Origin of the sequence: Pseudomonas sp. fls2-241-TYG-175 (assembly GCF_030209155.1) — a bacterium.
Classification (GTDB): domain Bacteria; phylum Pseudomonadota; class Gammaproteobacteria; order Pseudomonadales; family Pseudomonadaceae; genus Aquipseudomonas; species Aquipseudomonas viridiflava.
Genome location: NZ_JARVSO010000009.1, coordinates 12,427 through 26,873, shown reverse-complemented (window position 1 = coordinate 26,873; position 14,447 = coordinate 12,427). Strand labels below are relative to the sequence as shown.

Sequence of the window (14,447 nt, the reverse complement as noted above, 5' to 3'; positions counted from 1 at the left end):
TTGAATTTAATTTTTCACAGATGGTCGCCAACGTTTAAAGTAAAAAGAATATTTGCTCTAAGTTTAAAGTTTGAAGTTGTGATGCCGAAAACTTGATGCAGGTTGCACCGGCAGGGAGTCGCCAAATACATCACACTCAAAAACTTATCAAGAGCTTTATATGCTGACTACTCTTCTGGGCAATATCAGTGTCCGGTCCAAACTTGTTCTGGGCTTCACACTGGTTATTTTGCTGACTGTACTTATCGCACTCACAGGCTGGTCGGGCATTGTCTCTCTAAGCGATCGTAGCGAACGCACCGCCGATATCGGCAAGCTGAGTACCCTGACGCGGGACATGCGCATCGCGCGCCTGTCGTTCACGATCAACTATGATGCCGAGCGCGCCAGCAACTGGCTCAAAGCGTACGAGAATCTCGATAACCATGTGCGCTATGCCTCGACGGTGTTCACCTCCGAGATCAATGTGCCGCTGATCAATGCGTCGCAGGCTGCCATGAAAGATTATCGGATTCATTATGACAACCTGATGCAAGCCACCGAAGCGCGGGAAGCCACCCGTCAAGTGTTCGGTCGGCACGCGGATGCGGCAGCGGAAGACCTGCAGAAACTGCAAGGGGTTGCAAACTCCAGTGAGGGCAGTGCGCAGTTGCGGGAAACATCCGCTCAGGCATTGATGGTGTTTCAAAAAATGCGCTTCGATGTGCGCGGGTACACTTTTTCGCTCAAGGCTGACAGCAAACTGGTCGCTGAAGCGTCCATCAAAACAGCCATCGACTTCATGAAAACGCTGAGCGGATTCAGCGGTCAGGCCGATACCGTTAAACATCTTCAGGATGCCTTGACTGCTTATCAGAGCGCGATTGGTCAATTCGTCAGCGCCCAGGCCAGAATCGATGAAGCACAGGCCGGTGTTTCCAAAAACATCGAGATCCTGCTCGCGTCCGCTGACCAGCTTTCCAAAAATCAGGTCACCCTGAGAATGGAGGATATGAATCAGGCCAAATCCCTGCTGATTCTCTGGCTGGTGTCCGCACTGGTGGTCAGTATCCTTGCGGCCTGGGTCATCACCCGACTGATCGTCGGCTCTTTGATGGAAACGCTGAAGCTCGCCGAACGTGTGGCAGATGGCGACCTCACCGACAGCCGCGTCATCACCCGCAAGGACGAACTGGGTCTGCTGCAGGGCACCATGCAACGCATGACAGGCAACCTGCGTGAACTGATTGGCGGACTGCGCGATGGCGTCACCCAGATCGCCAGCGCGGCGGAGCAGTTGTCTGCCGTTACCGAGCAGACCAGTGCCGGGGTTAACAGCCAGAAAACCGAAACCGATCAGGTCGCGACGGCGATGCATGAGATGTCCACGACCGTGCAGGACGTGGCCAGAAATGCCGAGCAGGCCTCGCATGCTGCAGTCAATGCCTCGAAAGAAGCGCGTGAGGGCGATAGCGTCGTTGCCAGGGCGATCACTCAGATCGAAAGTCTGGCCAGCGAAGTTGAACACTCCAAGTCCGCCATGGACGAGCTGAAAAGCGAAAGCAACAAGATTGGCGGCGTTCTGGACGTGATCAAGGCGGTTGCCGAGCAGACCAATCTGCTGGCGCTCAATGCGGCTATCGAAGCGGCTCGCGCCGGTGAAGCCGGTCGAGGTTTCGCAGTGGTTGCCGACGAGGTGCGCAGCCTTGCGCAGCGCACCCAGACCTCTACAGAAGAAATCGCCTCGCTCATCGGTGGTCTGCACAGCCGAACGGCACAGGTCGCGACCATTCTGGAGAGCAGCCGGGCGTTGACCGAAAACAGCGTGGAACTCACCCGCGACGCCGGGCGATCCATTAACAACATTACGTCGTCGATCTCGACCATCGAGACCATGAATCACCAGATCGCTGCGGCGGCCGAACAACAGAGCGTTGTGGCCGAAGAGATCAATCGCAGCGTGCTGAAAGTGCGGGATATTTCCGAGCAGACCGCATCCGCCAGCGAAGAGACGGCTTCATCGAGCATCGAACTGGCACGCCTTGGTGTGCACCTGCAAGGTCTGGTCAGTCGTTTCAAGGTCTGACTTCAAGGCATCTCCGTAAGGCGATGCCTGACGATTCCGGCGCGCGGGCAAGAAGGCGCGCCGGATCAACGGCCCCACATCTCCATCGCGAAGTCGACGAAGCTGCGCAGCTTTGGCAGTCGATAGCGGTCCTGTACATACAACAGATTCATGGGGCGGCTGGGTAGCTGATAATCCGGCAACAGCGCCACCAGTCGGCCTTCATCCAGATCGCGTTGCACCAGCGCGTCCGACAGCATCACCACACCCATCCCCACGCGGGCAGCGTTGCACAAGCCTGACGAGGTATTGATCAGCATCGAGCCCTGCACGTCTACCAGCACTTCACCTTCTGCGCCGGTCATGCGCCAGCGCTTGCCTGTGTCACGCCATCCATCACCTGCCTGATAGGCGAACGCCAGACAGTTGTGTGCACGCAAATCCTCGGGCCGGATCGGCGTGCCGTGGCGGGCCAGGTAATCGGGCGAGGCGCAGATGGTCAGGGTGTAATCCTGCAAGGGTCTGGCAATCAGCGGCGAAGCGTCGGGAAGGGCGCCGAGCCGAATGGCAATGTCGAAGCCATTGTCGATCAGGTCCAGGCGCTGATCGCTCAGGACCAGATCGAGCCTGACCTTTGGAAAGCGTCTGGAGAATTCGGCCATTGCCGGAGCCAGCACCTCCGAGCCGAAGGTCAGGGGGGCCGTGATGCGCAGGGTTCCTGCGGGTTCGCCCTGGGTCTGTTCGGCGATTCGTTCGGAGGCAGCCACCAGCCCCAGCACTTCCAGACAGCGTTCGTAGTATTGCGTACCGAACTCGGTCAGGCGCTGACGGCGCGTCGTGCGGGTCAGCAGACTGACGCCCAGACGCTGTTCCAGCGAGCGCAGGTGATTGCCGACCATGGTGGTGGAAATCGAGCACGCCTGGGCGGCACCCGTCAGGCTGCCGGTTTCGACCACTTTTACGTACACGGTCATCGCCTGAAACAGGTCCATTATCAATTCCAGCTTTAAAATGATTGAAGTGATTCGCGGTTTATCGAGCGCAGGTGGTTAACGATACTGCAAAAACACTTCTTACACCTATGGAGCTTCACCTCATGACCACGGCCTGCCTGATGACCACATACCAACCCCTTGCCCTGAGTTTCAGCCATGGCCTCGGCACTCGCCTGTGGGATCAGGCGGGTCGTGAGTATCTGGATGCGGTGGCAGGCGTGGCCGTTACCAATGTCGGTCACTCGCACCCGCTGCTGGTCGAGGCGATCCGTGATCAGGCAGGGTTGCTTTTGCACACCTCCAACCTATACAGCATTGACTGGCAGCTCCGTCTGGCACAGAAGTTGACTGCGCTGTCCGGGCTTGATCGGGTGTTTTTCAACAATTCCGGTGCCGAAGCCAATGAAACAGCGCTCAAGCTGGCACGCTTGCACGGCTGGCATAAATACATTGAGCAGCCGTTGGTGGTGGTCATGGAAAACGCATTCCACGGCCGTACCCTGGGCACGCTGTGCGCCAGCGACGGGCCTGCGGTGCGCTCGGGGTATGGCGTGTTGCCAGGGGATTTCGTCAAGGTGCCATTCGGTGATCTGGCAGCCTTCAACAAGGTCTGTGATCAGTACGGTCATCGGATCAGCGCCGTGCTGGTCGAGCCAATACAGGGAGAGGGCGGTGCTCGGGTCGCGCCTCAAGGTTATCTCAAGGCCCTGCATGAACGCTGCACGCAGCGTAACTGGCTGCTGATGCTCGACGAAATCCAGACCGGCATGGGCCGTACCGGCAAGTGGTTCGCGTTTCAGCACGAGGGCTTTGTGCCGGACGTCATCACCCTGGCCAAAGGGCTTGGCAACGGCATTCCCATCGGAGCGTGCCTAGCGCGGGGCAAGGCGGCTGAACTGTTCACGCCGGGCAGTCATGGCAGTACGTTTGGCGGTAATCCGCTGGCCTGTCGAGCCGGGTGTACCGTTATCGATATCATTGAGCAGCAGAGCCTGGTGGAAAACGCCCGGCAGCAGGGGCAGCTTTTGCTGGAGCGGCTGCGGGCCAGGTTGAAGGGCCATCCTCAGGTGCTGGAGGTCCGGGGCAGGGGGCTGATGATAGGTATCGAATTGCTACAGGCCATTCCCGGGCTGACGCGGCTTGCAGCGCAGGATCATGGTCTGCTCATCAACGTGACCCGTGGCAAGGTCATTCGTCTTTTACCACCGCTGGTGCTGGATGCTGCGGAGGTCGCGCTGATTGTGGAAGGGGTTGCCGCGACGCTGGATAGTGCCATTTCCTTGCAGCATGAACGCCTGGCTTGATGTGAAGGTTTGAGTGCAGGAGCTATGCTGGGCTGTACCGCAACGACCCAAATGCGGTAGAACAGGGGCGCATTGCGTGTGTCTATGCAATGGCTACCCCATGGATTCAAAAGGAGCCCACCATGTCAATCCGGTCCCTGACCTCCGCCGTTCTGCTCGTCGCCGCAGGGCTTGTCCTGGCAGGTCCCGCCCTGGCCGCCGACAGTGATGGCCCGCTGGCGCAGGAGCGTGGCAAGACACGCCCACTGATCATCATTGTCTCCAGTAAGGCTGACCCAACGCTCGTCAGCGTCAAGAAAGCGCTTGAGGAGCCCGCCAACCGCGAAGCGTTCGCGCAACGCAACATGGTGTTGTTCACGGTGGTCAACACCATTGGCGAACGCGACAACAAGACCTTGGACGCGCAGTCCACAATGGCCCTGATTCGCGAGCTCAAACTGAACGCTGGCGACAAAACCAAAGTCATTCTGAAGGGTAAGGACGGGGAGACAAAGCTCAAAAAGGATGAGAATGTCGATCTCAAGGAAATCTTCGCCACCATCGACCAGATGCCGATGCGCGAACGAGAAGCCAGCGCGCCGCCGCCTGAGCCGGAACCCAAGCTTGCACCTGCCGAAAAAGCCGGAAAACCGGGCAAGGCTGCACCGGCCGGTAAAACGCTGGACGACTGATTGAGTGCCGCGCAGCCTCTTCGGCGCTGCGCGGCCTCGCAGTAAATATCGGGCCGTGGGAGGCGGCTTGCCGGCGATGCAGTCGACGCGGTATGTCAGGAAAATCGCGTCATGGCTCATCGTCGGATTGCCGCCCAGACCAAGCCCCTCTGCTCAAACAACCTGTAAGCCACTGAAAGAACGCGATTTTTTGTAGGAGCGCGCTTGCCCGCGATTGCGTCATGTCAGTCACTGATTTTCTGTCTGAAAGAACCTATCGCGGGCAGTCGGTCGGTTACGTGGCGTTTGATGGGAGATATCGTTTGTATCTCTCACAGCATTCAACCCCTGTACCTACTCGCCGCGTATGTACTGCTCGAGCTGCTGAATCAGGCTGGCCTGTTCATTGATGGCTTCCTTCACGAGGTCACCGATCGACAGCAGGCCCAACAGCTCGCCGTTCTCCACGACCGGCAGGTGGCGCAGGTGGCTGTCGGTCATGATTCCCATGCACGCCTCGACGGTCTGTTGCGAGTCGACGGTGATCACCTTGCTGCTCATGATCGCGCTGACCGGCGTGCCCACGGACGAGCGACCTTTGAGAATCATCTTGCGGGCGTAGTCACGCTCGCTCATGACGCCTACCACCACGCCATTTTCGACCACCGGCAAGGCGCCGATGTTCTTCTCGGCCATCAGCCTGAGCGCATCGAGCACCATATGGTCCGGCCCGATGGTGTGCACTTGCTGGTTGTGTTCGGCTTTCAGTTTCAACAACTGGGCGACGGTCTTCATGGCGCTCTCCGGTGTGAGTGTGACCCTGTGTCTAGGCACAGTGCTGTCTTCTACAGAATCGTGCAGTCAGTGCGTTCCGGCAAGTGGCAAAGCGACCTCAAACCGGCGAGAACCCGACAGTCAGCTTTCCGACTGACAGGTCTGAGCCTGAACGGCGTCCAGAAACGCTGTCAGCGGCATGGGCCTGTTCAGGTAATAGCCCTGGGCTTCGTCGCAGCCCAGTGATTGCAGGCAGTCAAGTTGTCGAGCAGTCTCGACACCCTCGGCAGTGATGGTCATCGACAGGCTACGGCCTAGTTGAATGATGGCCTGAACGATGGACAGACTCTGGGTATTGGCGCCGATCTCGCTGATGAAGCTGCGATCGATTTTCAACGTGTCGAAGGGAAACATTTTCAAGTAACTCAGCGACGAATAACCCGTGCCGAAATCGTCCATCGACAGCCTTACACCCAGGGTCTTGAGTTCATTGATCAGCTTCAGGGCGGCCTGAGCGTCGTGAATCATTACCCGCTCGGTCACCTCCAGCTCCAGGCGATGATTGGGCAGACCGGTCGTGGCCAATACCTGGCGCACCCGCTCCACGAGCCCTGGCGTGCGAAACTCAACAGCAGAAATGTTTACCGATACGCGCAGGTCACTGTCCCAGGCCACTGCATCGCTGCAGGCCCGATGCAGCACCCAATCGCTCAATGACAGGATCAGGCCGTTCTCTTCGGCCAGTCCGATGAACTGGTCCGGCATGCACAGTCCCAGTGTTGGATGCTCCCAGCGAATCAGCGCTTCGGCGCCGCAGATTCTGCCACTGAGGACGTCATGGCGAGGCTGATAGCGCAGCGTGAACTCGTCGTTCCTTATCGCCACTCGCAGGCTTTTTTCCATCTCGCGCAACTCAGTGATGCGTGTGCTCATCATCTGTTCATAAAAGCGCCAGGTATTGCGACCTTCCTTTTTTGCCTGGTACAGGGCCAGGTCCGAAAACCGGATCAGATCCTGACTTTCATGGGTGTGCAGGGGACAGAGGGCAATGCCGATGCTCAGACCGATGAACACTTCCTGATTGTTGATCGTGAAAGGACGGCGGATGTGGCGTATCAATCGCTCGCACAGCTGTTCAACCTCTTCCATGGTGGCAAGACTGGTCGCCACCATCAGGAACTCATCGCCGCCTTGCCGGGCCAGCAATCCACAAGGAGGCAGGCATCGCGACAGCCGTTCGGCAACCTCACGCAGCACACTGTCGCCCACACTGTGCCCAAACACATCGTTGATGGGTTTGAAGCTGTCCAGGTCGAGGTTCAGCATGGTCACCGTCGAACCCGGATCGGTGCGCTGTTCGAAGGTGCGATTCAGGAAGGCCTGCATCTGGGTGCGATTGGGCAGGCCGGTCAATGCATCATGCTGGGACAGGTGAAACAGTCGCGACTGGGCTTCCACCTCATGGGTGATGTCCGAGGCAATACCCAGGTAGCCCTTGACCTGCCCATCTAGCACGATCGGCCTGACGGCAATGTTACTGGTGCGCACGGCGCCCTGTAATGAGTGATGCGTACAGCGCAGCACCGCGCGCTCGTCCTTGGGGCGCTCGAGACGAATCCAGTCGGCCAGTGACTGGCTTTCGCAGGACAGCAACTGCGTCAGGTAGCGTCCTGTCCAAGGGTGCGATGCATGCCCGGTGACACGGGTGAAACGCTCTGAGAGGTAGGTGATGCGAAGATCGGCGTCGGTTTCCCAGACCCAGTCCGATGCGCTTTCGGCCACGTTGCGAAAACGCTCCTCACTGCTGAGCAGTGCCGCTCGACTCTGGGTAATGAGGTCAAACTGCCGGTCCATCAGTTCGGCGGTTCTCATGGTCTTTCGGGTAACACGCCTGGCAATGAACGCCAGGGTAATCAGAAAGATGATCAGAATCGGCAGCAGACCTCCGACCAGCTTCATGCCCGGCTGTTCCGGATCCCAGCGCAACAGCAGTCCCGGGGCAATTTCCAGTGACGGAAAGCGTTTCGCATCCTGCGCGTCGGTCGCTTCGCGCAGTCCGTCGAGACCATAGAGCAAGCCCAGGGCCTGCAATTTTTCGGGGGTGAGTCTGTAGGCCAATACCAGAATCGACTGGACGGTATCGGTCTGTTGCACCTGGTCATCGCCGCCGGTGGTCAAGGGCGCTGCGATCAACAACACCGGACCATGGTCCACCTGACGCATCTGGGTGAACACCTCATCCTCGCTGGCGCGTTCACGGGCCTGAGTGACAAGTTGATCCTGACCGCTGTTCAGCCAGTCAGTCAGTTGCAGCGTGACCAGTTCGCCCTTGTCCACGGCATAGGTGGTGTGATTCTGGCCATCAACGACAAAAACGCCGTCGAACCCGAAGTCCGTATACAGCGAAGCGCCGAGGTTGTTGCGTGTGTACGCCCAGTCCGTGTCGACCTGGATGTGCAGGTGCTTGTAGGCGTCCCCCCAGTAGGCATTGTCCTTGAAGGTCGCAACCAGCGCCTTTTCCCGGGATTGCCAGATATTCTCGACCAGCCGCTGACTCTGCAACGCCGCGCTGTGATTGAGCTGGTAGGTGATATAGAACAGCGAGACGATCATCACCGATGACAGCGCGCCCAGCAGGCCGGCCATGGTCATGAGGGTGCGACGTGCCAGAAACGTGTTGCCCGGGATGGCTCGTGGCAGTGGGTCGAGCGAGTCGAGGGATTTCATTGCTGCTATTCCATGGTCAATAGCGTCGACACGACACGTCGCGATCATTCTGGCGGCACTTGCCTGTGGCGGGTGCGCCCACTCGTATGTTCAATCCATGGTCAGAAGTCATGTCTGGCTATCGGCGGCGGCAAATGTTTCTTGAACCGACCGTCAGGCGCGCCTTTGCGCGCATAGCCACGTAGAATCGGGCGCTGAATCGTCTGATCGAGGTTGCACCGTTGGATTTACAGCAGGGCTTCATCCTGAGTCGGCACTGGCAGGACACGCCGGCCGGGACGGAAGTCGACTTCTGGCTGGCGACCGATGACGGTCCGCGTCATCTCCGTCTGCCTTGTCAGCCTTCCGTTGCGTTCATTCCGGCCGAACAGCAGGAACGTGCCCGGGCCTTGCTAAGAGCAGAGCGCGGTGTGGAGTTGCGGCCGCTGCAATTGAGCGACTTTCGCCATAGGCCGGTGCTGGGCGTTTATTGCCAGCAGCACCGGCAACTGATGAACATCGAAAAGCTGCTGCGCAAGGGCAATGTCGATGTGTATGAAGCCGACATCCGTCCGCCCGAGCGCTACCTCATGGAGCGCTTCATCACCGCGCCCGTGCAGTTCAGCGGCACGGCGGATGCCGACGGCGTGCTGTGCAATGCGCAGATCAAGCCGCTTGCCGATTACCGCCCCCGATTGAAACTGGTGTCGCTGGACATCGAGACCACTGCGCGCGGCGAGCTGTACTCGATTGCGCTGGAGGGTTGCGGTCAGCGTCAGGTCTACATGCTGGGCCCAGCCAACGGTGGCAGCGAAGCGCTGGATTTTCAGCTCGAGTATTGCGAGACCCGTGCCCAGCTGCTGGAGCGTCTGAACGAGTGGCTGGCATTGCATGACCCTGACGCGATCATTGGCTGGAACGTGGTGCAGTTCGACCTGCGAGTCCTGCACGAACATGCACAACGTCTGAATGTGCCGCTCATGCTGGGTCGTGGCGGGGAAACCATGGGCTGGCGTGAACATGGCAGCCGCAACAATCATTTCTTCGCCGACATCAGCGGACGGCTGGTGATCGACGGCATCGAGGCGCTGCGCTCGGCGACCTGGAGCTTCCCGTCTTTCAGTCTGGAGAACGTCGCGCAGACGCTGCTGGGCGAAGGCAAGGCCATCAGCACGCCATACCAGCGCATGGATGAAATCAACCGCATGTTCGCCGAGGACAAGCCCGCGCTGGCGCGTTACAACATCAAGGACTGCGAGCTGGTGACGCGGATCTTCGCCAAAACCCAGTTGCTGACCTTCCTGCTGGAACGCGCCACGGTGACCGGGCTGCCAGCCGACCGCAGCGGTGGTTCGGTCGCGGCTTTCTGCCATTTGTACATTCCGCTGATGCACCGTCAGGGGTTTGTGGCACCCAATCTGGGCGAACGTCTGCCGGAAGCCAGCCCTGGCGGATTCGTCATGGATTCGCAGCCCGGCCTTTACGAATCGGTGCTGGTGCTGGACTACAAGAGCCTGTATCCGTCGATCATCCGCACTTTTCTCATCGACCCGGTCGGGCTGATCGAAGGCCTGCGTCACACTGACGACAGTGAATCGGTGCCGGGTTTTCGCGGCGCACGTTTCTCTCGCACCCGGCATAGCCTGCCTGCCATTGTCGAGCGGGTCTGGCAGGGCCGGGAGACGGCCAAGCGCGAGCACAACGCGCCGCTGTCCCAGGCCCTGAAAATCATCATGAACGCGTTCTATGGCGTATTGGGCTCCAGCGGCTGCCGGTTCTTCGATCCACGGCTGGCATCATCCATTACCCTGCGCGGCCATGAAATCATGCTCAAGACCCGCGAACTTATCCAGGCGCAGGGCTACACCGTGATCTACGGCGACACCGATTCGACGTTCGTCTGGCTTGGCCGTCCGCATGGTCAGGAAGAAGCCGCCTCGATTGGCAAGGCGCTGGTGCAGCAGGTCAATGAGTGGTGGCGCGAACATTTGCATGACACGTACGCGCTGACCAGTGCTCTGGAACTGCAATACGAAACCCACTTCAAGCGCTTTCTGATGCCGACCGTTCGTGGCGCGGAGGAGGGCAGCAAGAAACGTTATGCCGGGCTGGTCACGCGTGCCGACGGCAGCGAAGAGATGGTTTACAAGGGGCTGGAAACCGTTCGCACCGACTGGTCACCACTGGCCCAGCAGTTTCAGCAGGCGTTGTACCTGCGGATCTTCAAGCGTCAGCCGTACCAGGACTATGTGCGCGATTACGTGAGGCGCACGCTGGCAGGCGAACTGGATGATCTGTTGATTTACCGCAAGCGCCTGCGTCGCAAGCTGGACGACTATCAGCGCAACGTGCCGCCACATGTGCGTGCGGCGCGCCTCGCCGACGAGTACAACGACCAGCAAGGCCGCCCGCGTCAGTATCAGAGCGGTGGCTGGATCAGCTACGTGGTGACCGTTGTCGGCCCCGAGCCGCTTGAAGTCCGCACGGCGCCAATCGACTACGACCACTATGTGACCCGTCAGCTTCAACCGTTGGCCGATGCCATCCTGCCGTTCGTGGACGATGATTTCGCCACCCTGATCGGCGGGCAGCTGGGGTTGTTCTAGTGACCTTCATTTCGCGGCAGGCAGACGCTTGCCCGCTGAACATGATTCAACGCTGTGCAAAGGATTTCGCGTGAGCAGAGAGCAACTGGAACAACAGCAGATTCCGATCTATTTCATTGCCGTGATTGTCGCGGCCGTCGGCGGGCTTTTCGCGCCTGTCGCGTCGCAGGCATTGGCTGTGCTGGTGACCCCGGCGATTGCCGTGCTCATGTACGCCATGTTTCTGCAGATCCCGTTTCTGGACCTGCGTCAGGGGCTGAGCAACAGACGTTTCATGCTCGCGCTGCTGATTGCCAACTTTGTGGTGATTCCGCTGCTGGTCTGGTTACTGACCCGCGTGCTGAGCGAACACACGGCCATTCTGGTGGGGGCCTTGCTGGTGCTGTTGACGCCCTGCATCGATTACGTCGTGGTGTTCACGCACTTGGGAAAGGGTGATTCGCGACTTGTCCTGGCCGCCACGCCCTTGCTGCTTCTTCTGCAACTGGTGCTGTTGCCGCTGTACCTGGCACTGATGCTGGGAAGCGAGTCGTCGGTGGCGATTTCCATCAGCCCCTTTATCGAGGCGTTTCTGGTGTTGATCATACTGCCGCTGGTGCTTGCGGTGCTCACCGCTGCCGGGGTCAGGCGATCATCCATGGCGGCGCGCTGGAACGATGCCTGGGCGTGGATGCCGGTACCGGCGATGGCTGCGGTTCTGGTTGTGGTGATCGGTTCGCAGATCGCTTCGGTGGCGAACAGCATCGACCAGTTGCTGCCTGTGATTCCGGTGTACCTGGGGTTCATGGTGCTGGCACCACTTGCGGGTGTGCTGGTGTCCAGAGCCTTCAGGCTGCCTGCAGTCAGCGCCAGATCGGTGGCCTTCAGTACGTCAACACGCAACTCGCTGGTGGTACTGCCTTTGGCCCTCGCACTGCCGGAAGGAATCAGGGAACTCGCGGCGGCGGCCGTCATCATCCAGACGATGATCGAGCTGGTGAGCGAATTGATCTACATCCGTGTGATTCCCGCGCTGATCCGTGGAGAAGAGCAAGCTGAAGCCGTTCGCTGACCTTTCACGTAGACCGGGTCAGTTCTTCGGCAAGCAGTGGCAGCAGCTGTTCGCAGGGTGCTTCGATCTTCATGTCCAGCATTTCGTCGGCGCGGGTCTTGCCGTGGTTGATGGCGATGATCGGTTTGCCCTGTTCGGCCATCGCCTTGCACAGGCGGAACGCTGACCAGGCCATCAGTGACGTACCCACCACCAGCAAGCCTTCGGCCTGATCCGCGCTGAGCATGGCTTTCGCGGCAGTGGGCGGGGCGACATTCTCGCCAAAGAACACCACGTCAGGCTTGAGCCGGTTGCCTTGGCAATGCGGGCATGGCGGCACCTTGAAACCGGCCTCGAAAGCAGGGTCCAACAGCGTGTCGCCATCGGGAGCCTGAACGGCATGCACGCCGAGCAGATACGGGTTCTGCTCCAGCATCACCTCCTGAATCGCCGCACGGTCGTGACGCTGATGACAATCCAGGCACAGCACCCGGTGCAGGCTGCCGTGCAATTCAATCACTTCACGGCTTCCCGCCTGGGTGTGCAAGGCGTCGACGTTCTGGGTGATCAGTCCTGTGATGACGTGACTGTTCTGCAAGTGTGCCAACGCCTGGTGCGCCGCATTGGGCTGCGCCGCCCGGATTCTCGGCCAGCCCAGCATGGCCCTTGCCCAGTAACGCTGGCGGGCTGCCGGGTTGTTGACGAATTCCTGATACATCATCGGTTGTTTGCCACGGCGAACCCCGTCCTTGTCACGGTAATCCGGGATGCCGGATGCGGTGCTGATACCGGCTCCGGTAATCACCAGAAACGGCCGTTCGGCCATGTGCTGGCCAAGGGCGTCGAGCTGTTCGCGGGCAGGGCTGTCCAGCATGTCAAACCTCGTGTGGTCTGCAGATCATGGATGTGACATTACCATCAAGCGTATTGTTCGCAGGGCCGGTAGATCAGCCTGACAATATGCGGCTGTTGTCCTGCCACGCCATTGCATGCGACCTTTGCCAACTGACACCCAACAAGGAAGCTATGAATGCGCTCGTTCGATTTCAAACAGGTCGATGTTTTCAGTGAACGGCCGCTGCTCGGCAACCCATTGGCTGTGGTGCTCGGTGCTGACGGTCTGAGCGATGAGCAGATGGCGGCTTTCGCCCGTTGGACGAATCTGAGCGAAACCACTTTCCTGCTCAAGCCTACCGATCCGCGCGCCGACTATCGCGTACGCATTTTTACCACGCTCCACGAACTGCCGTTTGCAGGGCATCCGACGCTGGGCAGCTGTCACGCATGGCTTGAGAGCGGCGGCGTTGCGCAGGGTGAGGAAATCGTTCAGGAATGTGGCGTGGGTCTGATCAGGATTCGTCGTGACGGTCAGCAGTTGGCATTTACTGCGCCGCCCTTGCTGCGCTCCGGCCCGGTAGAGCCCGATCTGGTTGAGCAGGTTCGCGATGGTTTTGGTCTGGAAAAAGGCGCGATTCTGGATGCGCGCTGGGCAGACAACGGTCCGGGCTGGATGGTGCTGAGATTGGCAGATCGTGCCAGCGTGCTTGCGCTGCAGCCGGATAACGCGAAGCTCGATGGGTTGAAGATTGGCGTGTTCGCACCCTGGAGTCCCGCAGTGGACGGCGACGAGGCGCAGTTTGAAGTGCGCGCGTTCGTGCCGGGAGACGGCATGGCCGAGGATCCTGTCACGGGCAGTCTGAACGCCGGTATTGCCCTGTGGGTGCTGGAAGACGGCCTGGCCGCGGACAGCTATGTCGCCAGCCAGGGCGCCGCGTTGGGCCGCAAGGGCAGGGTGCACGTCAAGCGTGTAGGTAATGACGTGTGGGTCGGTGGGGCAACGGTGACCTGTATCGATGGGCGCGTTTCGCTTTGAGGTTGCAGTTCAATCACGAGTTATCGAAAAACCCATAAGCCAATGAAAAAAGCCATTTTTCTGTGGGAGGCGCCACCACGTCTTCGACGTAGCGCTGTCGCGCGGCAAACACCGGACTGTGGGAGGCGGCTTGCCGGCGATGAACGATGACGTGATTTTCCTGACCTACCGCGTCGACGACATCGCCGGCAAGCCGCCTCTTATCAAACAACCTATAACTTACTGAAGAAACTGGGTTTTGTGGGAGCGGACTTGTCCGCGAAAAGGCCGGTACATCCGACGCATATGCGGTGGCTGAAACACTGCATTCGCGGACAAGTCCGCTCCTACGACGCCCGGTGTTTGATGCGCGACAGCGCTACGTCGAAGACGTGGTGGTGCCTCCCACAAAAACGTGTTCATTCAGCAGATTACGTGTTGTTTGATAAGAGGGCGCTTGCCCCGCGACAGCGCTAAAACGAAGAC

The 14,447-nt window shown here is 59.3% G+C and carries 10 protein-coding genes and 1 pseudogene; 7 read left to right on the top strand and 4 right to left on the bottom strand.

Features of this window, described 5'->3' with window-relative positions; all coding sequences use genetic code 11:
- Positions 1-160: 160 nt before the first annotated feature.
- Together QRN20_RS26810 and QRN20_RS26805 are read left to right on the top strand one after the other, a co-directional pair.
- A pseudogene (locus QRN20_RS26810) lies at positions 161-1,162 on the top strand (methyl-accepting chemotaxis protein); the annotation flags it as partial.
- A 30-nt stretch (positions 1,163-1,192) separates the two neighbouring features.
- The gene (locus tag QRN20_RS26805) at positions 1,193-2,065 is read left to right on the top strand and encodes a methyl-accepting chemotaxis protein (RefSeq protein ID WP_370454410.1); all 873 of its coding nucleotides are present in this window, start codon (positions 1,193-1,195) and stop codon (positions 2,063-2,065) included.
- A 65-nt stretch (positions 2,066-2,130) separates the two neighbouring features.
- On the opposite strand, the gene QRN20_RS07990 is transcribed toward QRN20_RS26805, so the two are convergent.
- Positions 2,131-3,036: a LysR family transcriptional regulator gene (locus QRN20_RS07990; protein WP_058431665.1), complete on the bottom strand. Its 906-nt coding sequence runs from the start codon at positions 3,034-3,036 to the stop codon at positions 2,131-2,133.
- Between the two features lie 104 nt (positions 3,037-3,140).
- Here QRN20_RS07990 and QRN20_RS07985 point away from each other — a divergent pair, with 104 nt between their 5' ends.
- Both QRN20_RS07985 and QRN20_RS07980 read left to right on the top strand, forming a co-directional pair.
- On the top strand, positions 3,141-4,343 hold the full coding sequence (locus QRN20_RS07985; RefSeq protein ID WP_096767578.1) for an aspartate aminotransferase family protein: 1,203 nt from the start codon (positions 3,141-3,143) through the stop codon (positions 4,341-4,343).
- Between the two features lie 122 nt (positions 4,344-4,465).
- Entirely contained in the window at positions 4,466-5,014 is a 549-nt protein-coding gene (locus QRN20_RS07980; protein ID WP_088235111.1) for a DUF4174 domain-containing protein, read from the top strand.
- Between the two features lie 333 nt (positions 5,015-5,347).
- On the opposite strand, the gene QRN20_RS07975 is transcribed toward QRN20_RS07980, so the two are convergent.
- Together QRN20_RS07975 and QRN20_RS07970 are read right to left on the bottom strand one after the other, a co-directional pair.
- Complete coding sequence (locus QRN20_RS07975; RefSeq protein WP_004882122.1) at positions 5,348-5,788, bottom strand: CBS domain-containing protein; 441 nt, start codon at positions 5,786-5,788, stop codon at positions 5,348-5,350.
- A gap of 120 nt (positions 5,789-5,908) precedes the next feature.
- Positions 5,909-8,494, bottom strand: coding sequence for a bifunctional diguanylate cyclase/phosphodiesterase (locus QRN20_RS07970; protein ID WP_285360087.1), 2,586 nt, complete (start codon positions 8,492-8,494; stop codon positions 5,909-5,911).
- A gap of 221 nt (positions 8,495-8,715) precedes the next feature.
- On the opposite strand from QRN20_RS07970, the gene QRN20_RS07965 reads away from it, so the two are divergent.
- Both QRN20_RS07965 and QRN20_RS07960 read left to right on the top strand, forming a co-directional pair.
- Positions 8,716-11,079 carry a DNA polymerase II gene (locus QRN20_RS07965; protein ID WP_122414279.1) on the top strand — a complete coding sequence of 788 codons (2,364 nt, stop codon included), beginning with the start codon at positions 8,716-8,718 and terminating at the stop codon, positions 11,077-11,079.
- Between the two features lie 70 nt (positions 11,080-11,149).
- On the top strand, positions 11,150-12,130 hold the full coding sequence (locus tag QRN20_RS07960) for an arsenic resistance protein (protein WP_285360086.1): 981 nt from the start codon (positions 11,150-11,152) through the stop codon (positions 12,128-12,130).
- Between the two features lie 4 nt (positions 12,131-12,134).
- Here the strand turns inward: QRN20_RS07960 and QRN20_RS07955 are convergent, their stop codons facing one another.
- Positions 12,135-12,983 carry an NAD-dependent protein deacetylase gene (locus QRN20_RS07955; RefSeq protein WP_122428836.1) on the bottom strand — a complete coding sequence of 283 codons (849 nt, stop codon included), beginning with the start codon at positions 12,981-12,983 and terminating at the stop codon, positions 12,135-12,137.
- Positions 12,984-13,139: 156 nt separating this feature from the next.
- On the opposite strand from QRN20_RS07955, the gene QRN20_RS07950 reads away from it, so the two are divergent.
- A complete protein-coding gene (locus tag QRN20_RS07950) occupies positions 13,140-13,982 on the top strand; it encodes a PhzF family phenazine biosynthesis protein (RefSeq protein ID WP_285360085.1) in 843 nt (280 codons plus the stop codon).
- Positions 13,983-14,447 lie beyond the last annotated feature (465 nt).